At 58.3% G+C, this 25,178-nt stretch carries 27 protein-coding genes and 1 other RNA gene; 16 read left to right on the forward strand and 12 right to left on the reverse strand.

Annotated elements, in window-relative coordinates; genetic code table 11:
- Nucleotides 1-2 precede the first annotated feature (2 nt).
- Entirely contained in the window at nucleotides 3-662 is a 660-nt protein-coding gene (locus tag NT137_06585) for a translation initiation factor IF-6 (protein ID MCX6653001.1), read from the forward strand.
- A gap of 38 nt (nucleotides 663-700) precedes the next feature.
- Here NT137_06585 and NT137_06590 read toward each other — a convergent pair whose 3' ends face one another.
- Nucleotides 701-1,336: an MBL fold metallo-hydrolase gene (locus NT137_06590; GenBank protein ID MCX6653002.1), complete on the reverse strand. Its 636-nt coding sequence runs from the start codon at nucleotides 1,334-1,336 to the stop codon at nucleotides 701-703.
- Nucleotides 1,337-1,352: 16 nt separating this feature from the next.
- On the reverse strand, nucleotides 1,353-2,192 hold the full coding sequence (locus tag NT137_06595; protein ID MCX6653003.1) for a zinc ribbon domain-containing protein: 840 nt from the start codon (nucleotides 2,190-2,192) through the stop codon (nucleotides 1,353-1,355).
- 242 nt (nucleotides 2,193-2,434) lie between these two features.
- Between NT137_06595 and NT137_06600 the strand changes: the two genes are divergently transcribed.
- The 10 genes from NT137_06600 (at nucleotide 2,435) to NT137_06645 (ending at nucleotide 14,231) form a co-directional block, all read left to right on the forward strand.
- Nucleotides 2,435-3,583, forward strand: a complete 1,149-nt coding sequence (locus tag NT137_06600; GenBank protein ID MCX6653004.1) for a DUF373 family protein — start codon at nucleotides 2,435-2,437, stop codon at nucleotides 3,581-3,583.
- Nucleotides 3,584-3,592: 9 nt separating this feature from the next.
- Nucleotides 3,593-4,258: a DUF115 domain-containing protein gene (locus tag NT137_06605; GenBank protein ID MCX6653005.1), complete on the forward strand. Its 666-nt coding sequence runs from the start codon at nucleotides 3,593-3,595 to the stop codon at nucleotides 4,256-4,258.
- A 545-nt stretch (nucleotides 4,259-4,803) separates the two neighbouring features.
- Nucleotides 4,804-6,681 (forward strand): ABC transporter substrate-binding protein, encoded by a 1,878-nt coding sequence (locus NT137_06610; protein ID MCX6653006.1) that lies wholly within the window; start codon nucleotides 4,804-4,806, stop codon nucleotides 6,679-6,681.
- A gap of 494 nt (nucleotides 6,682-7,175) precedes the next feature.
- A complete protein-coding gene (locus NT137_06615; protein ID MCX6653007.1) occupies nucleotides 7,176-8,192 on the forward strand; it encodes an ABC transporter permease in 1,017 nt (338 codons plus the stop codon).
- Nucleotides 8,193-8,197: 5 nt separating this feature from the next.
- On the forward strand, nucleotides 8,198-9,163 hold the full coding sequence (locus tag NT137_06620) for an ABC transporter permease (protein MCX6653008.1): 966 nt from the start codon (nucleotides 8,198-8,200) through the stop codon (nucleotides 9,161-9,163).
- A gap of 7 nt (nucleotides 9,164-9,170) precedes the next feature.
- Nucleotides 9,171-10,682 (forward strand): ATP-binding cassette domain-containing protein, encoded by a 1,512-nt coding sequence (locus tag NT137_06625; protein ID MCX6653009.1) that lies wholly within the window; start codon nucleotides 9,171-9,173, stop codon nucleotides 10,680-10,682.
- Nucleotides 10,679-11,779 carry an ABC transporter ATP-binding protein gene (locus NT137_06630; GenBank protein MCX6653010.1) on the forward strand — a complete coding sequence of 367 codons (1,101 nt, stop codon included), beginning with the start codon at nucleotides 10,679-10,681 and terminating at the stop codon, nucleotides 11,777-11,779. The genes NT137_06625 and NT137_06630 overlap by 4 nt, the downstream gene beginning before the upstream one ends.
- Before the next feature lie 4 nt (nucleotides 11,780-11,783).
- Nucleotides 11,784-12,068, forward strand: coding sequence for a hypothetical protein (locus NT137_06635; protein ID MCX6653011.1), 285 nt, complete (start codon nucleotides 11,784-11,786; stop codon nucleotides 12,066-12,068).
- A gap of 103 nt (nucleotides 12,069-12,171) precedes the next feature.
- Nucleotides 12,172-12,564, forward strand: coding sequence for a hypothetical protein (locus NT137_06640; protein MCX6653012.1), 393 nt, complete (start codon nucleotides 12,172-12,174; stop codon nucleotides 12,562-12,564).
- Nucleotides 12,565-12,620: 56 nt separating this feature from the next.
- Complete coding sequence (locus NT137_06645) at nucleotides 12,621-14,231, forward strand: site-2 protease family protein (GenBank protein ID MCX6653013.1); 1,611 nt, start codon at nucleotides 12,621-12,623, stop codon at nucleotides 14,229-14,231.
- Between the two features lie 19 nt (nucleotides 14,232-14,250).
- Here the strand turns inward: NT137_06645 and NT137_06650 are convergent, their stop codons facing one another.
- Nucleotides 14,251-14,511, reverse strand: a complete 261-nt coding sequence (locus NT137_06650) for a hypothetical protein (GenBank protein MCX6653014.1) — start codon at nucleotides 14,509-14,511, stop codon at nucleotides 14,251-14,253.
- Nucleotides 14,512-14,668: 157 nt separating this feature from the next.
- Nucleotides 14,669-16,783 carry an anaerobic ribonucleoside-triphosphate reductase gene (nrdD, locus tag NT137_06655; GenBank protein MCX6653015.1) on the reverse strand — a complete coding sequence of 705 codons (2,115 nt, stop codon included), beginning with the start codon at nucleotides 16,781-16,783 and terminating at the stop codon, nucleotides 14,669-14,671.
- 195 nt (nucleotides 16,784-16,978) lie between these two features.
- Between nrdD and NT137_06660 the strand changes: the two genes are divergently transcribed.
- Nucleotides 16,979-17,563 carry a hypothetical protein gene (locus tag NT137_06660; protein ID MCX6653016.1) on the forward strand — a complete coding sequence of 195 codons (585 nt, stop codon included), beginning with the start codon at nucleotides 16,979-16,981 and terminating at the stop codon, nucleotides 17,561-17,563.
- A gap of 57 nt (nucleotides 17,564-17,620) precedes the next feature.
- A complete protein-coding gene (locus NT137_06665) occupies nucleotides 17,621-18,628 on the forward strand; it encodes a methanogenesis marker 2 protein (GenBank protein ID MCX6653017.1) in 1,008 nt (335 codons plus the stop codon).
- Nucleotides 18,629-18,641: 13 nt separating this feature from the next.
- Here NT137_06665 and ffs read toward each other — a convergent pair.
- The 3 genes from ffs to NT137_06680 all read right to left on the reverse strand — a co-directional run bounded on the left by ffs (nucleotide 18,642) and on the right by NT137_06680 (nucleotide 19,794).
- An RNA gene (gene ffs, locus NT137_06670) (signal recognition particle sRNA) lies at nucleotides 18,642-18,953 on the reverse strand.
- A gap of 111 nt (nucleotides 18,954-19,064) precedes the next feature.
- The gene (locus NT137_06675; protein MCX6653018.1) at nucleotides 19,065-19,361 is read right to left on the reverse strand and encodes a hypothetical protein; all 297 of its coding nucleotides are present in this window, start codon (nucleotides 19,359-19,361) and stop codon (nucleotides 19,065-19,067) included.
- Nucleotides 19,362-19,365: 4 nt separating this feature from the next.
- Nucleotides 19,366-19,794 (reverse strand): hypothetical protein, encoded by a 429-nt coding sequence (locus NT137_06680; GenBank protein ID MCX6653019.1) that lies wholly within the window; start codon nucleotides 19,792-19,794, stop codon nucleotides 19,366-19,368.
- A 149-nt stretch (nucleotides 19,795-19,943) separates the two neighbouring features.
- On the opposite strand from NT137_06680, the gene NT137_06685 reads away from it, so the two are divergent.
- From NT137_06685 to NT137_06695, 3 genes are all read left to right on the forward strand, one after another.
- Nucleotides 19,944-20,576 (forward strand): MarC family protein, encoded by a 633-nt coding sequence (locus NT137_06685; protein MCX6653020.1) that lies wholly within the window; start codon nucleotides 19,944-19,946, stop codon nucleotides 20,574-20,576.
- A 90-nt stretch (nucleotides 20,577-20,666) separates the two neighbouring features.
- Complete coding sequence (locus NT137_06690) at nucleotides 20,667-20,894, forward strand: hypothetical protein (protein ID MCX6653021.1); 228 nt, start codon at nucleotides 20,667-20,669, stop codon at nucleotides 20,892-20,894.
- 80 nt (nucleotides 20,895-20,974) lie between these two features.
- On the forward strand, nucleotides 20,975-21,238 hold the full coding sequence (locus tag NT137_06695; protein MCX6653022.1) for a hypothetical protein: 264 nt from the start codon (nucleotides 20,975-20,977) through the stop codon (nucleotides 21,236-21,238).
- A 3-nt stretch (nucleotides 21,239-21,241) separates the two neighbouring features.
- Here NT137_06695 and NT137_06700 read toward each other — a convergent pair whose 3' ends face one another.
- The 5 genes from NT137_06700 to NT137_06720 all read right to left on the reverse strand — a co-directional run bounded on the left by NT137_06700 (nucleotide 21,242) and on the right by NT137_06720 (nucleotide 25,119).
- Nucleotides 21,242-21,871, reverse strand: coding sequence for an isoprenylcysteine carboxylmethyltransferase family protein (locus tag NT137_06700; protein ID MCX6653023.1), 630 nt, complete (start codon nucleotides 21,869-21,871; stop codon nucleotides 21,242-21,244).
- Between the two features lie 56 nt (nucleotides 21,872-21,927).
- The gene (locus NT137_06705) at nucleotides 21,928-22,623 is read right to left on the reverse strand and encodes a DUF2085 domain-containing protein (GenBank protein MCX6653024.1); all 696 of its coding nucleotides are present in this window, start codon (nucleotides 22,621-22,623) and stop codon (nucleotides 21,928-21,930) included.
- Between the two features lie 39 nt (nucleotides 22,624-22,662).
- Nucleotides 22,663-23,001: a hypothetical protein gene (locus NT137_06710; protein ID MCX6653025.1), complete on the reverse strand. Its 339-nt coding sequence runs from the start codon at nucleotides 22,999-23,001 to the stop codon at nucleotides 22,663-22,665.
- A gap of 196 nt (nucleotides 23,002-23,197) precedes the next feature.
- The gene (locus tag NT137_06715) at nucleotides 23,198-24,670 is read right to left on the reverse strand and encodes a zinc ribbon domain-containing protein (protein MCX6653026.1); all 1,473 of its coding nucleotides are present in this window, start codon (nucleotides 24,668-24,670) and stop codon (nucleotides 23,198-23,200) included.
- 167 nt (nucleotides 24,671-24,837) lie between these two features.
- On the reverse strand, nucleotides 24,838-25,119 hold the full coding sequence (locus NT137_06720) for a peptidylprolyl isomerase (GenBank protein MCX6653027.1): 282 nt from the start codon (nucleotides 25,117-25,119) through the stop codon (nucleotides 24,838-24,840).
- Between the last annotated feature and the right edge of the window lie 59 nt (nucleotides 25,120-25,178).

The following is a 25,178-nucleotide window of genomic DNA, read 5'->3' on the forward strand; positions in this document are numbered from 1 at the left end:
GAATGTTGCGCCTTTCCCATTACCTCGGTAATCCCTACGTCGGGGTTCATTGTGCGGCAAACAACGAGTACGCTTTCGTTCCGCGTGACGCCCCCGATTCATTGATCAGGGATATCACCGAAGTTCTGCAAGTGAAGGTGGAGCGCGTCACCGTAGGCAGCACTAACCTCATCGGTTCGCTTCTCTCTCTGAACTCCTACGGAGCGGTGGTCACGAACATGGCCACCAATGCCGAGGTGGAGCATCTCTCCCGATTCTTCCCGGTGTACCGCATCGCGGACAAGATCAACGCTTCGGGCAACAACATCCTGGTCAATGACCATGGGGCGCTGGCCAACCCCGATCTGGGACGCAAGACCCTCAAGGCTATCGAGGACACGCTCCAGGTCGAGCTGCATCAGGGAACGATCGCCGAGCACAAGACGGTCGGTTCGGCCTGTATCGTCACTGACAAAGGAGCGTTGTGCCACCCAGCGAGCACGCCGGCCGAGATGGAACTCGTTCGAAGCGTCTTCAAGGTCCCGGCCGCCATCGGCACGCTCAACTATGGAGCGCCCCTGATCGGGGCCTGCATGATCGCCAACTCCAAAGGGGGGGTGGTAGGCAACAAGAGCACCCCCATCGAGCTCGGCCGGGTCGAGGATGCTCTCTACCTCATCTAGAAGCCCTCAATAGAACCCTTTGTTGCTGATATTGGCGCTCACGGCGAGAAGACCCAATACTCCGTGTCCTCCGGCAGGTCCTCCTTCTCAAGATCGACCTCGTTGCCCACCCGCCTCACTCTATTCTCAGGAACGCCAGCCAGGAACCCATCCACCGTCTGAATCGAGAGCGAAAGCCCTCCGATGCGGAAGTGCATGGGGACCACCACCTTCGGTTGGAGCCGGTCCACGAGCCTTTGCGCCCCTTCCCCATCCAAGGTGAAGACCCCGCCCACCGGAACGAAAAGCACGTCCACCTTCCCCAACGCCTGCACCTGCTGATCACCTAGGTCTTGCCCAAGATCGCCGCAGTGGCAGAAACGTATGCCTCCGATGTCGAATCTGAATAGGGTGACCTTGCCTCGTTTCGTCCCCTCCGCGTCGTCGTGGTAGGCCGACAGTCCCAGCACCTTGATCCCTTTCAGCTCCTTCTTTCCCGGCTCCCTCATAGTGACAAAATCGCCTTTCACGATGCGGGAGCAGTTGTGATCGAAATGATCGTGGCTGATCAACAATACGTCCGCCCTGACCGAGGGTGTCTTGATGCCCAGGGATTTTCCGTCATGGGGGTCGATGACCACCGTGACCTTGTCGGAGACCTCGAAACAGGAATGGCCATGCCAGATGATCTTCATTGCACCTACTCCTACCTCAGTCCATGTCGTGGAACCTGGCCCCGCAGTTGGGACAGGAGTCCGCTCTCTCGCTCACCAGTTCGTTACATTTGGGACAGATGACCACCTCGTTGGGGGCACTTTCGACCGTGCCGATGACCGGTTCGATCGGACCCCTCCCTATTTCCCGAGCTTCGTAAGCGAAGCCCGCCCCCAGGGTGATGGTGAAGGCACTGGCGATGGCCACTCCCCATCCCACAGACGTATCCAAGGCGGTGATGGAATAGAGCTCCAAGGCGACCAAATACACCACTACGCCCGCAGCCATGATCCCCACTGGCAGCCTCATGCTCTTGCCGAATCTGCTCGCCTTGGCCACAGGTAGCTCCGAGCGAAGCTCCCCGATCGGACTGACCGGGGCCTCGACCACCTGCTTCTCGGCCATCAGTGAGGGGGCGGGTGGCTCAGAGACCGGCTGGCCGATCATGGTGTCTACGAAGGCCTTGACCTCGCGCATCTCCGCCGAAGGCATGTCCACCGGGGTCATGTGGTCCGCCGTCCATTTCTTACCCGCTGACTGAAGCTCTTCCTCGCTCACTGGCGAGTCGGTATTCGCCAATCCTCGAGGCTCGGTGCGCTGGGCCGCCACCACTTCCCGACTGGCGTGAACGATGGTAGACTCGATCTTCTTGGAGAGCTCGTCGCCCAGGACTATGGAATCGGTCTCTCGGTTGAGCGTCTCCAGTACTTTCACATGGGAGGACCATTCATCGGAGGCGCCCTGGAACTCCCAGCCGCAGAAATCGCACTGGGCAACCGAGGGTTTGTTCCTCAGTCCGCATCGAGGGCACTCCTTGAATCCCGGTTTTCTCTCCATCCAATCTATCAAGAACCCCCGTACATGATAATAATCTTTTTCGCCCGGATGGTCCGGATTGAGGATGGCTTCCATGCTCCTGGAACAGATCTGGAGGCTTGGTCGCTGGCTTGCGTCTTCATAGGATGTGTTTCCTATGGGAAAGGGGGATAAAGGGCCTGCACCGAGACGACCTGGATGGGGCCGGGGACATCTTTGGTAACAAAAAGATTAAAATATGGCAATACTGGATAGAGAAGCGGATGAAGATACTGGTCCTCAGCGTTGATCGGGACGACGATTTCGGGTCCAAAGCCGGTCTCAACAGCCCGTTCGTGGGCAGGCAGGAGAACCTGGACGCAGCCCTGGGGCTGGGTCTCAAGGACCCCGAGGACTCGGACGTGAACACCATCCTGGCGGCCATCAGCATCTACGAGGAGATGGTCAAGAAGGGCATCGACGCCGAGATTGCGACCATCTGCGGCGATGTCAAGGTCGGCTACGAATCGGATTTGGTGCTCGCCACTCAGCTGGAGAACGTGCTCGAGATGATCAAGCCCGACCGAGTGGTGCTGGTCAGCGACGGGGCCGAGGACGAATACATCTTCCCCATGGTCGCCTCCCGGGTCAAGGTCGACTCGGTCAAGCGGGTCTTCGTGAAACAGGCGCCGACCGTGGAAGGCACCTACTACATCCTCCTGAAGATGTTCCAGGACGACAAGGTGCGCAAGCGGGTGCTCCCGCCCATTGGTCTGGTGCTGACGGTCCTGGGCATGTTCGCGGTCTTCCCCAAGTTCTTCCAGTACATGGCCACTCCCGCTTTCGGTTTGATATCGGAAATGGGGCTGGGGGCCATCGCCATAGTGCTTGGCCTGTATCTCATCTTCTACGCCTACAAGGTGGGCGAGAAGATGGAGCAAGGCTTCCTGCGCACGGGGCGGGCCATCCGTTCAGGCTCGCAGATGATCCCCTTTGCGGTGTTGTCCGTCATCCTCCTCATCGGAGGGATCACCTACGGTCTGGATGCGGCGCGGAGCGCACAGTCCAACGACCTGACGCTTCAGGTGTTGCTCTTCCTGGGCGCGATGCTATGGCTCGGCATATTCGCCGTTTTCTCCTATACCACCGGCAAGTTCGTCAACCAATATTTCCTCACTGGCAAGGTGCACTGGACATTCATCGTTGTCACTCTCTCGGTGTTTGCCATAGGGTTCATCAGCCAAGGTGCGATCGACGCCACCATGTACTTCCTGAACTACCGTCACTACAACGAGGCATTCATCGTCCTGGAGATCGTGACCGGTTTCCTACTGGCGACATTCGGGGGCCTGCTGAACTTCGCCATGCGGGCGCAATCCCCTCAAGCCTTGGCGGAGAGCGAATCGCCGGAGGGCGTGGAGTCCTCCAACTAGGTGGTTGGAGTGCAATTCACGGAATGGGAGCCCATTTATCTGGAAATCGTGCGGGAGTTCGGTCTCTCTCGCCAGAAGGATGAGGAATCGGCCGCCATTCTCGACTCCCTCTTAGCCGGAAAGGAGGAGTGCGACGACATCTGCCTGGAGAGGATCGTTGGCTGGGAGGCGACGGTATGCGGCGACGGTCCGAACCTCGATTCCGACCTGGACGCGCTCTCACCTCGCGGCACGCTAATCTCGGCTGATGGGGCTACGAGCACTCTGATGCACCGTCGCCTCTGGCCGGACATCATCGTCACCGATCTTGATGGCGAGGTGGAACCTCAGCTCATGGCCAATGGAGCGGGGGCGGTGGCCGTGATCCTCGCTCATGGAGATAACACAGCGAGGGTGAAGGAGATCGTACCGCGTTTCCGAGGGCCGATCGTCGGTACGACGCAATCGACCCCTTTTGGTGGACGGAAGAATTATGGTGGGTTCACGGACGGCGACCGAGCGGTGGAGCTCGCTCGTCATTTCGGGGCGCGGAGGGTGAACCTCCTGGGGTTCGATTTCGAGAACCCACGCAGGGCGGAGGGCAAGGACCTGGAAAGGAAGAGGCGCAAGCTCAAGTGGGCCCGGAAGATCATCTTCGATAGAAACCCTACGCATGTCGTTCTGTGGATGCCCTGATCCAGTCCGGAAATGGGCGAAATCCCTCGAGATACCATGTCTCACGATGCAAGGCGCTCCACCCGGATACATGCTGGCCATAGCATTCGTCACTCGGAAGGAATCGGAGGACCATGTTTTTGACAGGACGCTGACCTCATCGGTCTGTTCGATATCTTGCTTCCAGCGGTGGAGCGAACGGACGCGGAATCGGTTCGCGCAAGCCGCGACGCGCCTCTTGACTAGGTCGCGGACGATCGTCCTTACGACCGATTCATTGGAGGAGGGGTGGTGACCGATATCGTGACGTATCTTCTACCAGCTAGAACCGCCTGCTCTAGAACCTTCGTACTTGAGCACCCCGTTGGATCATCGCAGGACGTCCGCCCCCAAAGGCCGAACACCACATGAGGAACCAGAGGTTCGTCAAAGGAGTGGCTAGGCAATTGACCTTTGACCTGCTGGCTAACCATCTGGGTGCCGATAAGTTATATATAGCAACAAACCTCTATTCTGGACCAGTTTTCCCTACCGTTTGAGTGTGGGAGAAGAAAGGAGGAAAGCAAATGGAAGGCAGTTCAAACGCTGGTGCTAAGCCTGCCCGCAGCGGAAGGACGATGATTATCGCCGCCGTTATCGTGATAATCCTCATCGCCGCCGCAGCAGCAGTGATGCTTACCCAGTCGAGTACCACCGAAAAGAAGCCCAACAACTGGTTGGACAGGGGCTTCAGCTTGGAAATCTATTACAACAGTGGCAACACTGCAAGACAGACCGGATGTCAACTGATGAAGACGAACCTAGAGAGCCTCAACCCCGGGAAGATCCACATCACGGTCACCGGCCTTGAATGGTCCCAATACCTAGCGTTGCAGAGGTCAGGCGCCATGCCGCTCTTCTTCCTAGGATGGGCGCCTGACTACGCGGACCCGAACGACTACACTGTGCCGTTCTTACTCTCCCAGGGTACGTACCTGCGCAGCCTTGGCTACTCGAGCCCATTCCTGGACTCCATGGTGAGGCAGAGCGCGACCGAACTCAACGAGACGGTGCGTTCAAACCAGCTGCACGAGATAGCCCTGGCGGTGCAGAAGGAATGCCTGTACGTCTGGATGGCTCAGGGTGCGAACCTGTACGCGGGCAACAAGTGGATCACCGGCTTTGAGTTCAACCCAATGTACTCCAACCTGTACTACTACCTGCTCAACAAGACCTCTAGCATACCCGCTAACCCGATCGACACCTTCACCTTTGGTACGATCGCAGGCAACCCCGACTACCTCGACCCGGCTCAGGACTACGAGACGGCGGGCGGCGAGGTACTCCAGAACGTGTTCGAGACCCTGGTGTTCTACAACGGGTCCCACGCTTCGGAGTTCATCCCAATGCTCGCCACTGAAATACCAACGGTGGCGAATGGGGGCATCAGCGCAGACGGCCTGCACTACACGTTCCACATCCGGGACGGCGTGAAGTTCCACGACGGCAGCGACCTCATCGCGCAGGACGTGAAGTTCAGCTTCGAAAGGGAGCTGCGCCTGAACGACGGTGCCGGGCCGGCTTGGATCCTCGGTGAAGTGATGATTCCGGACTACTACGACTACGGCTCAGCGATCTTCGACAGCAGCGGCACTATGACAGGCGGAATCAGCGACCAGTCGATCTTCGACAACGCCATGTGGGTCATGGACGACCACACCATCATGATCAACCTGACGGTCAACGACCCGGCGTTTGTCTCCAGGCTGGCGTTCAACTCGGCCTCTGTCCTTTCGCTGAACAACACGAAGGCGCACTCGTCGGACCTGCCCTTCTCGGAAGACGCGTTCGACTGGGTCAACACCAACCCGATCGGCACTGGTGCCTACAAGTTCTTGGAGTTCATATCGAACGATCACGTGGCCATGGACCGCTGGGACGGATACTGGCGCGCGCCTGCTAAGATCAAGAACGTTCTGGTCCTGCAGGTACCGACCGACAACGCGAGGGCCAGTGGCCTGATCGCGGGCACATTGGACGCGGCGATCATCCCAAGGGCGATCCAGGAGACACTGTACAGCCACACTAATATAGAACTGATTAACAGTTCGACGTTCAACGTGAACTTCTTGGGTCTGAACCAGAACATCAACACAACTGGACTCAACAAGGAGCTGAACAACATCCCGGCTGACTTCTTCCGCGACCTGACCGTCAGGAAGGCGTTCGCGTATGCGTTCGACTTCGACACCTACAACGACCAGGTGATGAAGGGCATGGCAATCCAACCGAACGGTGTGGTGCCGAAGGGCATGTTTGGCTACTTCGACGACGTCCCCGCGTACGAGTTCGACCTCGTGAAAGCGGCGGCGATGTTGAAGGGCACGAAGATTCCGACAGATAGTCAGTTCGAGATCTCGATTCTCGCTGAGCTTATCGCCAGGGACCAAACGCTATCAATTTGAGAGGGCTTCTGGCCCTCATATCTCATTTTTTTCTTGCCTCTCGCTTGCTCAACCCATCCGTCCGGGTTCCGCCGATTCCAACCGATGCGAAAGCCTAATTCTAGCCGATTATTCCGTTCCTTTAGCGTTCCTCGGATCACAGACCATTTCCGGCGGACTGGCACTGACCACTGAAAGCGGACTACGCCGTGCATTCAGTGGCCGCTCGACGCCTGCGTGGAAAGGCGAGGCAAAGCCCGAGCCACTGTGATGTCGGTTTCGGCTTCGAGAGCCCGGCTCAACGTATGCAGGGCGGAGCCGCTCGCGGCAACGATTCTTCCGTGTGGCGCGCCCGCTGAACGCACATTGTTTAAATAGCGGCGCCGTGTTCAGAAACAGTAAGTCAGGCAGGGTTTGGCTATGGTTTATCTAGCGGCATCGCGTTCAAGAAATTGCCCTGCATTATCGAAGCGCGATAGGAGTGGGCTCTTCGGAAGGGGGATCTGTAAATGAGGATGTACCAGTTTGTGATCAGAAGGCTTTTCCTACTCATTCCGGTGCTGATTGGTGTTTCGATCATCGTTTTCGCGTTGACAAGATTCACTGGCGATCCCGGCGCCGCCTACATCAACCCGAAGATGTCAGAGAGCCAGATACAACAGGTCTACGCGAAATACCACTTCGACCAGTCGGCGATAAACCAATATTTTTACTGGCTCAATGGCCTGTTCCAGGGTGACTGGGGATGGTCCACTTCTGCGGATGAGCCGGTCACCAAGGCGATCGGGGAGAAATTTGCGGCAACATTTGAACTCGCGGCGGTGAGCATGGTCATCGCGATCGTCGTCGGGATCGCGCTGGGCACCACCGCGGCCGTCAAGAGGAACAAGCCGTTCGATCACGTGACGAGGGTGGTTTCCCTTATCGGCGTTTCGCTCCCGATATTCGTTCTCGGACTCCTCCTGCTTTACGTGTTCAGTTTCAACCTCGGATGGTTCCCGGACGGCGGAAGGGTCAGCAACACATACATATTCGAGGCCGGAGGGGTACCTCGCATGACCGGTTTCGTGCTGATAGACTCGCTCCTGGTCGGCAATTACGGGCTGTTCTCGAACGCGGTATGGCACATGGTCCTGCCGGCGATAGCGCTGGCATTCGCGTCAATCGCGATCATTACAAGAATGATGAGGAACAGCATGCTCGAGGTGCTTGGCCTGGATTTCGTGAGGACGGCTAGGGCGAAGGGCGTGCCGGAGTCGGCCGTGATCCGGCGGCATGCCAGGAAGAACGCGCTCATTCCCACTACGACCGTGATCGGGTTGGTGTTCGGAGGAATGCTAGGGGGAGCGGTCCTCACCGAGAGCATTTTCAGATGGAACGGATTGGGCAGGTGGTCGGCTCAGGCTGTCATGGGGCAGGACATCGCTTCCATCATGGGATTCGTGCTGCTCACGGCCATCATCTACGTGATCGTCAACCTAATTGTAGACGTCCTTTACGCGTACCTGGACCCGAGGGTCCGATTGGAGTAATCTAGATGGCGGGAGTACCTATACAGAGCCAGAAGAGCTTCGCCGACTCGCTGATGGCGGAGCTGAGGCCCAGGTTGAGGGAGGCGCGCAAGTCCTGGGACCTGATCCGGACCAACTATACCGCAATGGCCGGTCTCTTCATGGTCGTGTTCATGGTCGCCGTGGCCCTGCTCGCCCCCGTTTTGGCGCCGCCCACGCCCTTCACCGACCCGCTCGAGATCCCCCGCGACTGGAGGTTTGCCAACCCCATCCCCCCCGGAGCTGAGGGGCACGTATTCGGGACCGGCACCAACGGCCTCGACATGTTCTACGGCGTCATCTGGGGGGCGCGTACTACTCTAGTAGCATCGCTGTTCGTGGTGCTCACGTCGGCGATCATCGGGTTGGCGATTGGGGCCGTCGCAGGCTTCTACGGCGGCTGGATCGACGAGGCCTTGATGAGAATAACCGATGTCTTCCTTTCCCTACCAGCGCTGATCCTTGCCATGGCCATCACTTCGGTGCTTACCCGGAGCCTCAACAATATCATGCTCGCCCTCATCATCGTCTGGTGGCCCGGCTACGCGAGGCTGATGCGGGGGCAAGTGCTCATCATACGAGAGAGCATCTACGTGGAGGCGGCGCGCTCCATCGGAGCGCGGACGAGCCGCATCCTGTTCCGACACATTGTCCCTAACTCCCTCTCGCCCTTGGTGGTCAACGTGACCCTAGACTTGGGAGCGGTGGCCCTGACCATGGCCGGGTTGTCCTTCATCGGGTTCGGCGTGCCCTCGGGCTTCGCGGAATGGGGCCGCATGGTTTCGGACGGCCAACTGTGGATGCCTCCGATTATGGTAATTTACAATGGCGCCGAGTACAACGCCTGGTGGACCTGGGCGATACCCGGGCTGTTCATATTGATATTCACGATGGGCTTCTCCCTGCTTGGGGATGGCCTGAGGGACATTCTCGACCCAAGGACCAGAAGGTGATGCACTGATGAACGAAGAGAAGATACTGGAGATCCGGGACCTTTACGTGAATTTCTACACCAAATCGGGTGTCGTCAAGGCTCTGGACGGAATCAGTTTCAGCATCGCCAAAGGGGAGACGTTCGGCCTGGTGGGCGAGAGCGGGTGCGGCAAGACCGTCACCGCCAACTGCGTGCTCCGCCTCATCGCCGAGCCGCCAGGTAAAATGGAGAGCGGCAGCATCATCTTCTCTCCGGACCTAAAGGGGATCGAGACCAGGATCGCCACCCTGGAGGTGGAGAAGATCGAGGACGACCACGAGCTGAGCTACCTTCGCAAGCGGGTGGAGGTGCTCAGGGAACAGAGGGCGAAGGAGGACAGCGTCAAGGCCAAGATCGCCGACCTGGAGAAGGCGGGAGGCTCGGCCGAAGATCTGGCGAAAGCAAAGGAGGAGCTCCTGGCCCTGGAGTCCGAGAACGACATCCTGAAATTCGACCGCGCCCACCTTCAGAAGCTACGGGGGAAGTCGATCTCCATGATATTCCAGGAGCCAATGAGCGCTCTCAACCCGGTCTTCACCGCCGCTGACCAGATATCCGAGGTGCTGCTACTGCACGAACGTTCAGACCTCGCCAAGGCGGTCATCAGGGAGATGGATCGGCGGGTGAAGGAGATCGATTCCTATCATCATAGGGTGAGCCGGGAGAAGACGGTGAAGGGGGAATTCAAGTGCAGCAACTGCGGCGCCCTCATGGCCGAGGAGGTCGATTGCTGCCCACAGTGCGCCGGCAGCTTTAGCAGCCAGCCGTTGCGGGCCCTTGAGAAGTGGCGTCTGAAGTTCAACCGCCGGTACTATGTGCTGATGGCGAAGAACCCCGATTCCCGCCGGCTCCGGTACGCGGCCAAAATACCGATCTTGCGTCGCTACATGCACTTCGCCAAGGAGGAGGCGGGCGCCCGGGCCGAGCGCATGCTCCGGCTGGTGCGCATCCCCGATCCGAGGAACGTGATGAAGTCCTATCCTCACGAGCTGTCGGGAGGGATGCAGCAGAGGGTCATGATCGCAATGGCCCTAGCCTGTCGCCCGAAACTGCTGATCGCGGACGAGCCCACCACCGCGCTGGACGTCACCGTCCAAGCGCAGATACTCAAGCTCATGCGGGACCTCCAGTTGGAGACCGGCACCTCGATCATGCTCATCACTCACAACTTGGGGGTGGTGGCGGAGACCTGCGACCGGGTCGGCGTGATGTACGCGGGCACCATGGCCGAGATCGCCTCCACTATGGACATCTTCAAGGATCCCTTGCACCCCTACACTCAGGGCCTGATGCATCTCATTCCCAAAATCAACGTCGATATCGAGCGGCTGGAGACCATCGAGGGCGTGGTGCCTAATCTAATGGAGCCCCCTCCAGGATGCCGCTTCCATCCCCGCTGTTCATACGCGATGGAGGCGTGCAAGCGCATCAAGCCGATAATGCGCGAGGTCCGACCCGGCCACTTCGCCGCCTGTCATCTGTTCGAGGGGGCGAAATGATGGAGCAGCAGCAGGTGCTGATCGAGGCCAGGCAGCTGAAGAAGCATTTCCCCATCCGCTCCGGGCTGATCCGTAGGAGCGTGGGGGCGGTACGTGCCATCGACGGCATCGATATCGCGCTCCACAAGGGCGAGACCTTGGGGCTGGTCGGAGAGTCCGGTTGCGGCAAGACCACCACCGGCCGCTGCCTCCTACAGCTCACCCCGCCCACGGACGGGAACGTCTACTACAAGATGCCGGTCGAGGTCCGGCAGGAGATGCTCAAGCTCGAGGCGGAGGAGGTAGAACTGGTAAGCAAGAATCCCACCGAGAAGAAGAAGCTCCGCCCCACCATCGACCGGCTGGAGCAGATCCGAGACCAGTACGCTCTGAACCGCAAGAAGGGCGAGGCCATGCGCGCCATTCGCCGGGAGATGCAGGTGGTGTTCCAGGACCCCTATTCCTCCCTGAACCCCAGGATGCTCATCAAGGATGTCATCGCCGAACCCCTCCTGGTGCACGGCGTGGCGCGGCGCGGCGAAACGCTGGCGCGGGTGGATGCCCTCCTGAAAAGGGTCGGCCTCGACTCCGACCATCTGTACCGCTATCCACACGAGTTCAGCGGCGGGCAGAGACAGAGGATCGGGGTGGCCCGGGCCCTGGCGCTCAACCCGGGCGTGGTGGTGCTGGACGAGCCCACCTCGGCGCTGGACGTGTCGGTGCAGGCTCAGATACTGAACATGCTCAACGATCTGCAATCAGAGTTCAACCTGACCTATCTATTCATATCGCACGACCTGAGCACCATCCGCTACATGTGCGACCGCATCGGGGTCATGTACCTTGGCAAGGTCGTGGAGATGGCGAGCAAGCAGGACCTGTTCTCCAAGCCGCTGCATCCCTACACGGAGGCGCTGCTTTCCGCGATCCCGATCCCCGACCCGACGATGAAGCGGCACCCGATTCTGCTCAGTGGGGATGTGCCATCGCCGGCGAAGCCGCCCCCGGGATGCCGGTTCCACACCCGGTGCCGCTACCGGGAAGCGATATGCGAGAAAGTCGAACCGCCGCTGGTCGACAAGGGCAACGGCCATATGGCCGCTTGCCACTTCCGCTGATGGCATGGCCATAAAGAGAAAGGTCGTGGAGCCGCCGACGGGGACAACCGTCCAGCCTCAGGAACAGGGCGCCCCGCCGCCTCCTCGCAGATCGGAGTGGGTCCGGGAGGAGCTAGCACGGCGGTACTACTACCTCCTGTGCCTAGCCATAGACGTCTTCGTTCCGCTGCAGATCCTGCAGTGGGTGCCCGGGCTGGCTGGGTTCATTGTGGTGCTCGTCTTCCTAACAATCGCCATCCTGGCGGAGTTCTACGTGCACCGGCGGTTGTGGCCGCGAGAGATGGAGTAGAGCGGGGAACGATGCTTGGGCCAGGTCCGCCCAGCGCCGACCTGGCATCAGACTACGGCAAAATACTATTTACCTAAGACGACGATTCGGGCCGGGGAACTAGGTGACCGTCGTCAGCATGGAGGATGTCGTTCTAGCGCTCCATAACACCCTGGGAAAGAAGGGCATGTCGGAGGAGGACATTCAGAAGCTCGCTGAATACCTGATGAGCTTCTTTGGGTACACAGACGAGGTCATTGACAACCGACTCACCTCCGAGGACCGGGACGTCTTCTACATGCTCGAGGAGGAGGGGTTCCTCACCACCACTCAAGAGGAAGTGCATCTGAAGAAGGGGAAGCTTTGGCGCATCCACTACTGGATCTTGAAGAAGGACCAGATCCTGCGCTTGGTTCAGCGACACGAAGAGGAGCGGCAGAAGAAGGACGAGTGCTCCGCCGTCTACGATGAAATCTCCGAGGACATGTGGAAGGGTGGTAGGGAAGAGGCGCGATAGTCCACATCAAGAATCCTTTAATAGTGTTCTCACATTAGAGCGGTCCAGAAGTTGATATGGCAGACCTCACGCCGTACATCATATTGGTCGCCATCCTCGCGGTATGGATCGGCATCGTTTACTACGTGAAGAAGAAGGGGGCGCTCTCCAAGTATGGAGTTGGAACGTACGGCCCCCTGATCATGTGGAAGACGCAGGCGGGCAAGAGATTAATTGATCGCCTGGCCAAGCCCAAGCGCCTCTGGCTGACGTACGCTGCGGCGGCCAAGGTCATCTGCCTGCTGGTAGGCATCTTCATCATGGCCCTCCTCGTATGGGAGGCGACCATCGTCAACCGCATCCCGGCGGACCGGGCCCCGACGCCGGAGATGATGCTGGGGATCCCGGGCATCAACCCTGTCATCCCAGTGGTCTACGGCATCATCGGCCTGATCGTAGGCATCGTGGTGCATGAGTTCGCTCATGGCATACTGACCAGGGTGGGAAATCTCTCGCTAAAATCGCTGGGTGTGATCTTATTGGTCGTGCCCCTGGGGGCTTTCGTCGAGCCGGACGAGAAGGAGCTCACCAACTCCGATCGCAAACGGAGGTCCAACGTCTACGCCGCCGGTCCTGCGACCAATATAATCGTGGCGATATTATGCGCCCTCCTCTTCTCCTCCGTTCTCATGTCCTCGGTCACGGCGGTAAGGGAGAACCCCGTCGTGGTGGGCATCGGAGATGACAGCCCAGCGAGAATTGGAGGCATGCAGTTCGGCATGCAACTGGAGGAGGTCGGAGGGAAAAGCATCCGCACCTTGGAGGATTTCCAGAGTTTGGCCGCCGACGATCCAGGGACTTCCGTTTCCATCACCTACTATTACAACGGTCAGAACCATACCACCACGTCCATTTCCGGGCTGACCCTCATCGACGTCGTGCATGGAATGTCCGCCGACAAGGCGGGCATGAAGGCGGGCATGACATTCGTGTCCCTGAACGGCACGGTCATCCGCAACCAGACCAGCCTGGAGACCGTCCTTTCGCAAACGAAGCCCTATCAAGTGGTCAACGCCAACATGCTCGAGTACGACTATTCCGCGAGCATGTACAAAAGTGTGAACCTGACCGTGACGCTCTCCAACCGCACCGAGTATCTATTGAGAGTGTCTCCCGATCTGGTGAACGCTTCAACGAAGGACCGCGGCTTCCTGGGCGTGAACACCGCCTACATGGGCCTGATCGTGAACTCGCCCGACCGGATCATCAACCGCCTCATGAATCCGTATGCAAACGTGAAAGACCCGGGCCAATTCATTTCTGCCACTCTGTTATTCATCGCCTTGCCCTTCCAAGGATTGGCACCGATCGAATCGCCCCTCTCGGACCTCTTCCTGCCAACCGGGGCCATGGCCGCCCTTCCCTCGGGAGTGTTCTGGTTCATAGCCAACTCCTTGTACTGGATATTCTGGATCAATCTGATGTTGGGCATGACCAACGTGCTGCCGGCGGTGCCTTTGGACGGAGGCTACCTGTTCCGGGACGGAATGGAATCGCTCATCTCCCGCCTGAAGAAGAACGCCACGGAGAAGGACAGACAGCGCATCGTCGCCACCGTGACCTACGTACTGGCGATAACGGTCTTCTTCCTAATTATTTGGCAGCTGATAGGCCCGCGCCTTCTATGATCTGCTGGAAGAGGAATGCTTAGGAGCGCTCCAGTTCTATTCGCTCTAAATTGCATTCCGGGCATATCTCGTAGTCCAAGGCAGCGAAGTTGGAGAAGACCTCAAACACCTGGCCGCAGCATGAGCATTTCTTGAACGCGAGAAAGGGAGCGACATGCTCAGAGCACTCGATGACGCGGCAGCGTCGGAGGTCGACGCAGGACACGACTTGGCAATTGTCGCATAAGCTCCTTCGCTTGATGTTCACAACGACGTGCTTGCCTACCTGAACTCTCGTCAAATATTTATCGCTCCGCCTATGTTAGTGTTTGTCACACTTTTTTCCTCGTATTTGAACATTGTCAAGACTGGTTCGAACGGAGTCTGGGTCAGAGAGAAGCGACAAGATAGAATCAAGAGATGAAGGGGTTTGGACGGGCGCTTTTCGAGAACGACCATCAGATGTTGTTCCTCACCCGGTCCTTGAGCTCGCCCAGCTTGCCCTTGTTCCAGCTGTTGATCTTGGAGAAGAAGCCCGTGACCCTGGTGATACCCTCAACATTGGGCGATTGGCAGTTGGGACAGGTATCCCTCAGGCCCCTGCTGGTCCGGCCACAGTCGAGGCAGGAGGTGAACTCCGGGCTGAACGCCACTTGCGCGTTCTGCGTGCTCTCGAAGGTCTTCTTCACGAAGGAGGCTATGCTCTCCGCGGGAGGCTTGTGCTCCCCCAGCCAGACATGCGTCAGCGAGCCTGCCTCTATCAGCGGATGGAAGAGGCCTTCTTCCTTCACCCTCTCGATGGCGCTGGTGGGCGCGCCCACATTGAGGTAGGTGGAGTTGGTGTAGTACACCTCGCCGGTGGACTTGTTGCCTCTGATCACCGTCGGCGCCTGTAGTGGATAGTATTTCATATCCAACCTGGCGAAGCGATAGGCGGTCGATTCGGCAGGGGTCTGCTCCAGCGGCATCCGCACTCCGTACTCCTTGCCCAGTTCCTCCGCGTCCTTCTTCATGTTGGAGATGAGCTTGAGGCCGAACTTGAGCGCGTCCTTGGATTCGTGCATCTGCTTGCCGGTGTGGTATTGCACCGCCTCGTTCAGACCGACCATGCCCACCAAGAAGGAGGCCTTCTGGAGGCGGTAGTACGGTTCTCCATCCAGGTTCATGGTCAGCAGGGAGAGCGGACCTTGCTTGCCCATGGAAAGCAGCTTGGTGATGAACTCCTTCTTCTGCACGTGGGCCTGCGCCACGATCTCCAACCGCTCTCGAACGATATCGAACATCCGTTTGTCGTCCTGATGTGCCTCGTAGGCAATGCGCGGTAGGTTGATGGTGACGTTCTGCATGGCGGAGTAGCGCATCTTCCATGGCGTCTTGGCGTCCTCCAGGTCACTGTTGTCCAACTGGAAGGCCAGACGGCAGCACTCGCTGATCTTGGCCGTGTTGCCTCTATCGAATACGAAATAGGTGTTGCCCTTCTCCGAGGCCACCTGGGATATCTTCTGCAGGAACTCCTCGTGCCCATCGGTGTGGAAGAACTTCTCTGTCATGTGTACGTTGGGCTTGGGGAAGAAGAACGGTCGCCCGAGGGCGTCGCCTTCCAAGTAGACGTCGAAGAGCGCGCTGACGAACCTCTGGCTTTCATCGAGATAGTCTTCGTAGTTGGCGCCGGTGAACTGTCCTTTTGGGCCTATGGCGGGAACGCCCATGAAGTGGTTCGGCACCTCCCAATAGAGGTTGAGGTCGCTGAAGATCGACTGCCCTCCACGGGCTACCGCTTGTTGCGCGAACTCGAATATCAATATCTGCGCTAGCTGTTTCATGCGTTCATCGTCGACGCCTTCGAGGTATGGAGCGAGGAACAAGTTCACCGCGTCCCAGCCGATCGCCCCGGCGAAATGGCCTTGCAGAGCCGCCGAGAACTTGATGATCTGTTCGATGAGAACCTCTGGGTGCTTGGCCGGTTTGGCGATGGAAATCGCATTGGGAAGGTTGAGACCGAATTTCTTGACATACTCGATGCTCTGACCTGAGCAATACGGGCGGTCGATCATTCCCAGGTCGTGAAGGTGAATATCCCCTCTCATGTGTGCGTCCGCCATATCCTGGGTAAAGACCTCGAGCAACGCGAACTCCTTCTTGATGCGTTCGGAGAGCGTGAGGTTCGTTGCCTCAGGCCCATGCGGCACATTGGCGTTCTCCTTGTTCGGATTCATGATGATCTGCCGCGCATCGTAGAGCGGCACCCCAAGACGGGTGTGCTGCTTCCTGACCTTGGCGAGACCATATTCCACCAGTTTCGCGTTCGTAAGCTCGCGTATGAGCGGGGCGGTGACGAAATCGAGCTCTAGCTCAAGAATGAGCTTCTCCACCTCTCTCGCTACGATGGAGGCGGCATCTTCGCTGATGCTCGTCTCCCGGATTAGCGCGTCGTATATTCGGTTCCTGTCCCACTTCTTTATCTCCTCGTCTGAGGTTCGCACGAATAGTGAAAGCTCTGTCGATTCCTTATCGTCGGAATAGATCAGTCCAGGCTCGCCCATTTCGCGAGAGTCAGTCGGAGACTCCGTCATCTTCATCATATCACCTGATTAAATTGAGCTTGAAGTGATTAGGGGCTATTAGTAGAGTTACCCATCCCTATTACTCAAAGCAGAGGGATGTATTGTCCACCTGATGTAAACTACTTTTTGGGGAACGACCTGCTAACAGAAACACCGTTAAGAAAGCTTAATACTTACCAAGTTTGTTACCATATCTGTGAGCATGTGTTCCATCCAGAGCGCGATCTGAGGTTCGCTATCCTCGATATCATCAAGGAAGATGGAAAATCCATAAGTGCCATCTCTAGGGAGCTGGAGGAGAGGGGGTTCGAGCTGCACCGTCTGATCCTCACCGGATATCTTCGCGCTATGACCGACCTCAGCGTCCTGCGGGAGAAGCAAGTACCACCTTCGAAAGTGTACGCGCCGATAAAAGGCAGGGAGAAGGACATCTATGAGGTCGTGGGCGAAGGAGCTCGTTCGATCTGCGGAGATGAGGAGAAGGCGGGGCTCCTCATCCTCTACGCCCTGGGGCGGCTCTTCCGACGCCCTGTTTTTCAAGAGGAACTTGCGCGCGCCGGTCTATCAGGGCAGTTGCCGGGCAGGCAAGCGACGAAAGAGGAGCGCCTTGAGGCGAAACAGATCCTCGTCAAGTCGGGCTTCAAGATACCAGACAGTAGCAAGGCCTATGTTCTTGAGTCGGCGACTTTGGAGGGGGACTACTGCGAGCTTCTCGCACGAATCGTGGGTTCGAATTGGGACCTGAGCTATCTCGTTCGGGAAACCAAGCAGACCAAGCTTACTTTCTAGGCAAGAGGTAACGGGGCAAAGGGGCATCTATTTAATGTGCCATTCTATTGCAGTGGCATGGACCTTCAGGCGTTGATCTCGAACATCAGAGCTCACCCTGGCATAACCAGGAAGCGCACCATCGCCGAAGTCCTCAACTTCTTTCCCAGGACGCAAGGAACGAACATCATCGCGGCCTACGGGGAGGATGCTGCGGTCATCGATTACGGCGAGAGCGTGCTGCTGTTGGCAGCGGACGGCATCATGGAGACGCTGGTGAAGGCCAATCCGTTCTTCGCTGGCTACTACTCGATCCTGGTCAACATCAACGACATCTCCGCCATGGGCGGGATACCATTGGCCATTGTAGACGTCATCTCCATGAAAGAGGAGAAGGTCTGCGGCCAAGTGATGAGGGGGATGGAAAGTGCCGTACGTAAGTTCGGAGTGCCGGTAGTGGGAGGGCATACCCACCCCGACTGCGACTACAACGCTGTGGACGTGGCCATCCTAGGCACGGCCAAGAAGAATGAGGTCTTATACAGTCATACAGCGGAGGCAGGCGACGACATCGTCTTCGCCATGGACCTGGATGGTTTCTATCCGGAGAAGTTGAAGTTCGCCTGGGACACCACCAGCAAGAAGGAGAGCGACATCGTCCGTCGGCAGATGCTCATAATGAATGAGATCGGGAAGAGACATCTCGCGCATGCGGCCAAGGACATGAGCAATCCCGGCTCGCTTGGGACCTTGGGCATGCTGTTGGAGACCAGTGGCATGGGTGGTTCGGTGGACCTGGACAAGATCCCTTCGCCCAAGAGAGTGGATTATCTCCAGTGGCTAAAGTCCTATCAAGGCTGCGGCTTCGTGCTCACCTGCCCACCGAAGTGCTCGAAGAAGGTGATGGGGACGTTCGAGTCGGTGGGCGTGACCGCCGCAGTGGTGGGGAAGGTCACAGAGGAGAACAAGCTTCGCCTCAAGCAGGGCTCGGAAGAAGGCGTGCTTTTCGATTTCTCCAAGGAAATCATCACCGGCTGCGACCGCTCGAGGGTGCCCGTCTCAGAGCGATGTGACAGATGCGAATGAAGAACACAGGAAGTGCTAGGCCGCAGAGGTTGCCGCCTGGTCCCGCGCATGTGATCCAGCCACCTTCTCAGCCCCGCCCCCCTTCGAGCGCCGGTAGTCCAGGGTAAGGCTGCTCCCGTCAGGGCCTGACCCGTTCTCCCTGATCAGGGCCAGGGGCGCCGCCCTCCAGCTGCGCCACGAGACCGCCACCGGCCCCGAAGGACAGAGCCTCATAGTCGGCAGCTGGGCATGAACGGTTCCAGTTACGTCGCCCCCTGCTGTCACCCCCGTTGTCGACGGTTTACGGTGTACAAGGACACGCCGAACGTCCCGGTCAAGCCTAGCGAGTCCCGATTGCGCTACCATGCTATTAATACCTATGTCGCCTGGGCCATCTGGCCCTTGACCTTCCGCTCCACGCACAATCGGTCCATGTGATTAAAAAGGAGGCGAACGGCTACTGGCCGCTGGCCCATTTCGCGAGCCTCTCGGCGTTGATCCGCGCCCCGCAGATGGCCTTGCCGCTCTTCTCGTTGTAGAACGCCGGCACTCCCAGACCTCCGCCGCAGGCCTCGGTGATGACGGTGGCATGCTTGCGCATTAGCTGAGCGTTGCTCTCATCGTGCCATACTTCTAGCTTGGTGATCTCCGTCCCGGTGCCCTCGCAGAACTTGTCCACTAGGGGATGCAAGGCTTTGCAATGAGGGCATTCCCTTCCGTAGAACCAGATGAGCCGCTGTCCTTGGCCCGCCATCAAATCACCTCTTCACGAACAGACCGCACCAGCATTCCCCATACTCCTTCCAGGTCTTCTGGGCCTTGAAGTTGCAGGGACATATGAGCTGCAGGTCCTTCTCCCTTTCGCCGGTGGTGATGCGGCAGGGGCAATATTTCGCACCGTTGCTGCGCATGTTCTCCAGCACTCCATTGGAAAGGTCGCTCACCGCTTGCTTGTCATCCCAAAGGAGGAAGTCGGCTTTGGCGGCTAGGTCCTCCCAGGCTTGGACTACCTTCTCCGGGGTGTCGATGGCGTATTCTACGTCCTTCATGACGTTCAATGCCTCGGCTCGATCGCAGAGCACGAAAGCGTTCTTGAACCCGCAGGTGGGACAAACCTCCGGTGGCTTGACGCCAAAGTGAATGTCCCCGCAGATATGGCAGCGCCAGAACCTCTTTTGCTGTACCATGGTCTCGACAATTGCTCCTACGAATCCGCGCGGATATAATGTTTTTGAGGAACGACCATTGGTTCCGGGCCAGAGCATGTGTGCATCTTGGTAGCACAGCGCGCACAACCATTAATACCCTCAGGCGAATTCGCATGCTGGAGGTAGGCATGTCGGACCTGGATACCCTGATCTATGCGGTGGCGCTGCTGTTCTTCATCTTCGATCCGTTCGCCAGCCTGCCGATCTTCATCAGCATGACCAAGAACTTCGACGACAAAGAGAAGGAGATGTCCGCCAACCGGGCGATCTTCGTGGCGGCCGTGCTCTTCGTCATCTTCACTCTCATCGGCACGAACCTCCTGGGCATCTTCGGGGTGAGCACGGACAGCTTCCGCGTGGCCGGGGGCATAATTCTCATCCTCATGGCGGTGGAGATCATATTCGGGTTCAACCTCACCAAGCAGAGCGACGTCAACGTCGCCTGGGTGATCATAGCCACGCCCATCTTGACCGGCCCGGGCGTCATAACCACCGCCATCCTCCTCACCTCGACCATCGGCATATTTCCAACGCTGATCGCTGGCGTCATCTCCCTAGCTGTGACATGGGGCCTGCTGCGCAACGCCATCTACATCGTCCGTCGGGTCGGCAACAACGTCATCGAGATCTTCTCCAAGATCATCGGACTGCTCATCGCCGCCATGGCGGTGGAGTTCATCCTCCGGGGGGTGGCGGACTGGTTCGCCAAGTACGATCCCCAACTGATAGGGGCGGCCCTCCATCTACTCGCTCCTTGGTGAGCTTTCTTTTCACCGGCGCATACGCATGATCAAGCGCCGGTTACTAGTAGGAGAAGCTGGCAATCAGTTCTCACGGAAGGAACGCAAGATATGAGCGACAAGGAGACGGTGGTCAAGGAGCTGCGTGCCATTCCCGGAGTGAGCGAGAAGGCTGCCGAGGGACTTTACTCGTTGGGCATCAGGTCGGCAGAGGAATTGAAGGGCAAGGACCCGGTCCAGCTATATGAGGAATTGAGGAATCAGCCGGGCTCCTATGCAGAGCCGTGCATGCTCAACCAGCTCAAGATAGCGGTGAAGTCTGCCCAGACAAAGAAGTGAGAGTTGATTCGCCTCGGCGGCCGGGCGAATGAAAAGACATAAATCTCCTTGTCCTCAAGTAGCAAAGGAGAGGGAAGAAAATGCCAGAAGCGGAAAGGACGCAGAGCGGCTCGTGCGGTTCGGCCTCGGTCGACGAATCGAAGAAGATCTGGATCTCAGGAGCGAACGTAGGCATCAGCGGCTGGAGCAAGATGGTGGAGGAGATCAAGGCCCTGAAGCTCAAGGACGACGAGAAGATCGCGGACGAGCTGCTGAAGCGGGTCAAGAAGAACGATTTCGTGCCGTCCAGCAAGGAGAAGGAGTTCCGTAAGGTTCTGCTCGAGGAGTACAAGAAATCGGCCTGAGCATCAGTAGATGTAGGGAATGAGGCGGTAACGTACTCTGTTCATGTAAGCCCGGTACTCACACTCCTGGCCGAGCTTCTTCTCTTCAATGCCGATCCGGATCGCTAGTAGGATCATCGCCACGGCGAAAAGTGCCAAGGCCAACAAGTTGAAACGCAGCATCATCAGTCCGAAGAGGAAGAGGGCCTCTCCCAAATAGACCGGATGCCTCACCATCGAGTAGGGACCAGAGGTGACGATGTTACGCACCGATGGCAGAATGGCAAAAGACCTCCGGAGATAGAGCAGCCCTGCCACGCTCAAAATGGCACCAGGTATTGCGATCAGCCCGAGTATTGGTTCGGCGTACTGGGGAGGTGTAAGGATGGAAGCGTTGAGGACCGCGGTGGGAAAGATGAAGGATGCGGAAGGCACGACCATCTCGCGTACATATGTCGGACCCTTTGGCGGTGAGCGAACGAGGAAGGAGAACGCCGCGGCGAGGTTGATCGGGATCGAAGCGAGAGCCTGCAGGCGAATGAAGTTCTCGCTTGCTAGATAGGCAGAATACACCGAGGCGCCGCACAGAACAAGGAAGAGCAGGGCCAAGGCCCGATCAATGTCCTTGTCTCCCAGGTACATCGAGGCTGGCATCCGTGCTTCCTCCGGTTCGCTAGAACGATACATAGGTAAAATGGTTCCTCACTGCATCAATCGTTCACGAGCCCGCTCGTGATCAGGTGACCGAGCCAAAGAAGTGCGATGATCACGAATTCCGTGATGGTGGCCGCCAACAGCAGTCGGCGACGCTGTCTGCCTGGAGCTAGGGTAAACCCCCTGGTCGCCCCCCAGGCCAGCATTGCCAGCAGTAGGAAGAAGCCCAGAAATCCGATTGAGATAACGGTGGCAAGAACGTACCATCCGATGACGCCGGGGTCAGTCCATACCAAGAGGGCCCAGAGGAAGGCCGCGGGAAAGTAGAAGAAGGAGAGGTCCAGCCAGGTGAAGACGCGTTCCTTCGGATCGCCCTTGGTCAGCAATACGGAAGCGGCTGTGCAGAGCAATAAGCCTGCCGAGATGCCGAACAATAGCCCGGTGGCCAGGCGCATAGGGTTGTTGGTGCTCAACAGCCCAAGGTATGAAGAGGCGGCGTCGAACAAGTAGAGCGCCATCCCGAAGATCGCCGCTATCATAGTGGGGCGGTCGAAGATCTTCGCCTTTCTGTACCTTTTAGTGAGGATGTAAAATAGGACCACTGTCAGGAAGCCCAAATAGATGCCAGTGTCGCGCGCGCACATCGGCATCTGGTATCCACCCAGAACGAAGGAGCGCTCTGGCAGTTGATGACAGATGGCGAACCCTAGGTTCCAAAGTATGGAAGAGAACGGATCGGACGGGATAGCCATCGACTGTGGAAAGGAAAAGAAGGATAAAAAGGGAAGTGTTTAGTACCAGAACATCGAAGAGGCGAAGACCACGAATAATACGACCCAGCAAAGCACGTACAACACGATACCGGCGATGCTCAAGAGCAGGCAGTTCTTGCCCACATGACGCTTCTCCGGGTTGGGGTCGTTGTTCCAGACCAGGAACATGATGAACCCGATCACGACGCTGAAGAGCGATACCAGGTAGAGTATGTACTTCAGCGCTCCGAGAGACTCCTGTGGGACTGGTTGTCCATATCCTGGTGCGGGCTGGCCCATTGGCACGCCCTGCGGCCTTCCGCAGTGCGGGCAGACGTTGTACTCGAGCGGGATCTGCCGACCGCATCCGGTACACATCCTTGTTCCTTGTGGACTTGTTGCCACTTTAGTTTCCCTCCTTGATCATACATCTGGCCCAATAGACCAGACCTATTTGGCCACATTATGGCCTTTTTCTATATTAAAGGTTGCCAGCGTTTGGAAAGCGAGTGCTCGTTGTGAATACAAAAGAGCGAAACGGCCAGGTCCTTACTCTAGCCTGGTCATCGGAGAACTACCTCCTGTCCTTAGGGGCACCGCACTCCGGGCAGAACTTGGAGTTCGCCGGAACCTCGGCAGAGCAGGAGGGACAGAAGCGCATTCCTTCCTTAGGCACAGGTGCAGGCGGCGCTGCGACCGGTACCGGTGCTGGCGGAGCGGGCTCAAGCGCCGGAGGCGCGGGAGCGGGAATATCCATCGGTGGACCGACCGGGCCCGGTCGGCCGCAGTAAGGGCAGTATCTCAGCCCTTCTGGCACATCCCTGCCACAGCTAGGGCAAAGCCTGGTCTTCTGCAGTGCTGGAGCTGAAGGCGCGGGAGCTCCTCCGCCGACGTTCGGCTTGCCGCAGAACGGGCAGAAATTGAGGTTCATCGGGAATTCGCGGCCGCAGCCCATGCACCTGATGTTCTGCTTCGCCTGATCAGGTGGAGGTGCTGTCGGTGGAGGTCCAGCAGGAGCCGGCTTGCCGCAGAAAGGGCAGAAGGCAAGGCCTTCCGGTGCATCCCTGCCGCATCCAGGGCAGAGCCGAGTAGTTGGTGCCGCTGGCGCTTGAGCAGGTGTCGTTGGCGCGGCCTGAATCGGTTGCGGTCCGGTGTCCGGCATCCCGCAATAGGGGCAGAAGTTGAGCCCTTTGGGCGCATCGCGTCCACAGCCCATGCACTTGCGCATCTCCCTCGTCGCCGGGGGTGGAATGGGGACGAGTGGCTGTGATGGAGGAACGGGCGCAGGCTGAGGCATTGCGCTTTGATCGTATGGCGCGGGCTTTCCGCATGACGGACAGAAGTTCAATCTCTCTGGGACCTCTTTCGCGCAACCAGCGCAGCGCACCATCTTCTTGGGCGGTTCGGGCGCGGGCAGTGGGGGCGGGGGCAACTGATCGTAAGGGGCGGGCTTGCCGCAACCGGGGCAGAAGCTCAGGCCAGCGGGGACTTCGCGACCACAACCGACGCATTTGACCATCGGCTTTGGTGGCGGCGAAGGTGCTGGCGTCGGCGGCGCAGCACTTGCCGAATAGGGTGCTTGCTTGCCGCATGAAGGGCAGAAGTTGAGACCGTCTGGAACGTCCTTGGCACAGGAGATGCAACGCGTCATTGGTTTGGGCGCTTGGACGGGTTCTGGGGCAGGGACCAGCGGAGCTCCCGCCGGTCCAGGCCTTCCACAGTAGGGGCAATAGCTCAATCCCTCGGGCACCTGTCGTCCGCAGCCAGGGCAGAGGCGGGTTTGTTTCTGTGCTCCCGTCTGCGCTCCAACGGCCACGGGCGGGCCGGATGGACCCTCGCGACCGCAGTAAGGGCAGAACTTGAGTCCCTCCTGGACCTCGCGCCCGCAGCCGGGACATAGTCTTTTGGCAGGAGCACCCGGTGCTTGAGCCCCAGCATAGTCGCTCGGCGCTTCGGAGCCTCTGGGCCTGCCGCAGTACGGGCAGTAAGACAGCGCTCCCGAGATCTCCCTTCCACAACCTGGACAAAGCCTCATACCTTCCTTCATGAAATGAACCTCCCAAGACGGTGCGCAGAATGCGCCGCTCTGGATATTCCGCAGTAGAGGTTAATAAGATTGTGGCTTCCAGATTGCTAAATGAGAGCACCATCTCTTCTTGGATGGAGAAGAGGTTTTGCGCCGGCCGTCACCGACGCCTGCGAAAGTTGCTGAATTCACTTCTGGTCGTTGATCTTGATCAGGTGCCAGCCGAACTGCGTCTTTACCGGACCGACGATCTTGCCCTTCTCCCCCTCGAAAGCGGCCTTATCGAACTCCGCCACCATCTGGCCCTTCCCGAACCAGCCGAGCTCCCCTCCCTTCTTACCGGAGGGGCATTTGGACCATTTCTTCGCCAGGTTCGGGAAGCTCTGCCCGGAGCTGAGCTTGGCCATCAGGTCCTTGGCTTCTTTCTCGCTGCTGACCAGGATGTGCGAACAGTTCACCTGCTTTGGCATGCGCGAGCGAATTGCTTGGAGGGCGATATAATTTACCGTTGCGAAGTCGCAGGCTCGCT

The sequence above is a fragment of the Methanomassiliicoccales archaeon genome (assembly GCA_026394375.1).
Lineage (GTDB): Archaea > Thermoplasmatota > Thermoplasmata > Methanomassiliicoccales > UBA472 > JAJRAL01.

Coding starts and splice junctions, on each gene's coding strand:
- NT137_06590 (MCX6653002.1), bottom strand. CDS start 1,336: ATGAAGATCATCTGGCATGGCCATTCCTGTTTCGAGGTCTCCGACAAG.
- nrdD (MCX6653015.1), bottom strand. CDS start 16,783: ATGACGGAGTCTCCGACTGACTCTCGCGAAATGGGCGAGCCTGGACTG.
- NT137_06665 (MCX6653017.1), top strand. CDS start 17,621: ATGGACCTTCAGGCGTTGATCTCGAACATCAGAGCTCACCCTGGCATA.
- NT137_06585 (MCX6653001.1), top strand. CDS start 3: ATGTTGCGCCTTTCCCATTACCTCGGTAATCCCTACGTCGGGGTTCAT.
- NT137_06685 (MCX6653020.1), top strand. CDS start 19,944: ATGTCGGACCTGGATACCCTGATCTATGCGGTGGCGCTGCTGTTCTTC.
- NT137_06705 (MCX6653024.1), bottom strand. CDS start 22,623: ATGGCTATCCCGTCCGATCCGTTCTCTTCCATACTTTGGAACCTAGGG.
- NT137_06610 (MCX6653006.1), top strand. CDS start 4,804: ATGGAAGGCAGTTCAAACGCTGGTGCTAAGCCTGCCCGCAGCGGAAGG.
- NT137_06710 (MCX6653025.1), bottom strand. CDS start 23,001: ATGTGTACCGGATGCGGTCGGCAGATCCCGCTCGAGTACAACGTCTGC.
- NT137_06715 (MCX6653026.1), bottom strand. CDS start 24,670: ATGAAGGAAGGTATGAGGCTTTGTCCAGGTTGTGGAAGGGAGATCTCG.
- NT137_06620 (MCX6653008.1), top strand. CDS start 8,198: ATGGCGGGAGTACCTATACAGAGCCAGAAGAGCTTCGCCGACTCGCTG.
- NT137_06645 (MCX6653013.1), top strand. CDS start 12,621: ATGGCAGACCTCACGCCGTACATCATATTGGTCGCCATCCTCGCGGTA.
- NT137_06675 (MCX6653018.1), bottom strand. CDS start 19,361: ATGGCGGGCCAAGGACAGCGGCTCATCTGGTTCTACGGAAGGGAATGC.
- NT137_06630 (MCX6653010.1), top strand. CDS start 10,679: ATGATGGAGCAGCAGCAGGTGCTGATCGAGGCCAGGCAGCTGAAGAAG.
- NT137_06720 (MCX6653027.1), bottom strand. CDS start 25,119: ATGCCAAAGCAGGTGAACTGTTCGCACATCCTGGTCAGCAGCGAGAAA.
- NT137_06625 (MCX6653009.1), top strand. CDS start 9,171: ATGAACGAAGAGAAGATACTGGAGATCCGGGACCTTTACGTGAATTTC.
- NT137_06600 (MCX6653004.1), top strand. CDS start 2,435: ATGAAGATACTGGTCCTCAGCGTTGATCGGGACGACGATTTCGGGTCC.
- NT137_06690 (MCX6653021.1), top strand. CDS start 20,667: ATGAGCGACAAGGAGACGGTGGTCAAGGAGCTGCGTGCCATTCCCGGA.
- NT137_06680 (MCX6653019.1), bottom strand. CDS start 19,794: ATGGTACAGCAAAAGAGGTTCTGGCGCTGCCATATCTGCGGGGACATT.
- NT137_06615 (MCX6653007.1), top strand. CDS start 7,176: ATGTACCAGTTTGTGATCAGAAGGCTTTTCCTACTCATTCCGGTGCTG.
- NT137_06695 (MCX6653022.1), top strand. CDS start 20,975: ATGCCAGAAGCGGAAAGGACGCAGAGCGGCTCGTGCGGTTCGGCCTCG.
- NT137_06700 (MCX6653023.1), bottom strand. CDS start 21,871: ATGCCAGCCTCGATGTACCTGGGAGACAAGGACATTGATCGGGCCTTG.
- NT137_06635 (MCX6653011.1), top strand. CDS start 11,784: ATGGCCATAAAGAGAAAGGTCGTGGAGCCGCCGACGGGGACAACCGTC.
- NT137_06595 (MCX6653003.1), bottom strand. CDS start 2,192: ATGGAGAGAAAACCGGGATTCAAGGAGTGCCCTCGATGCGGACTGAGG.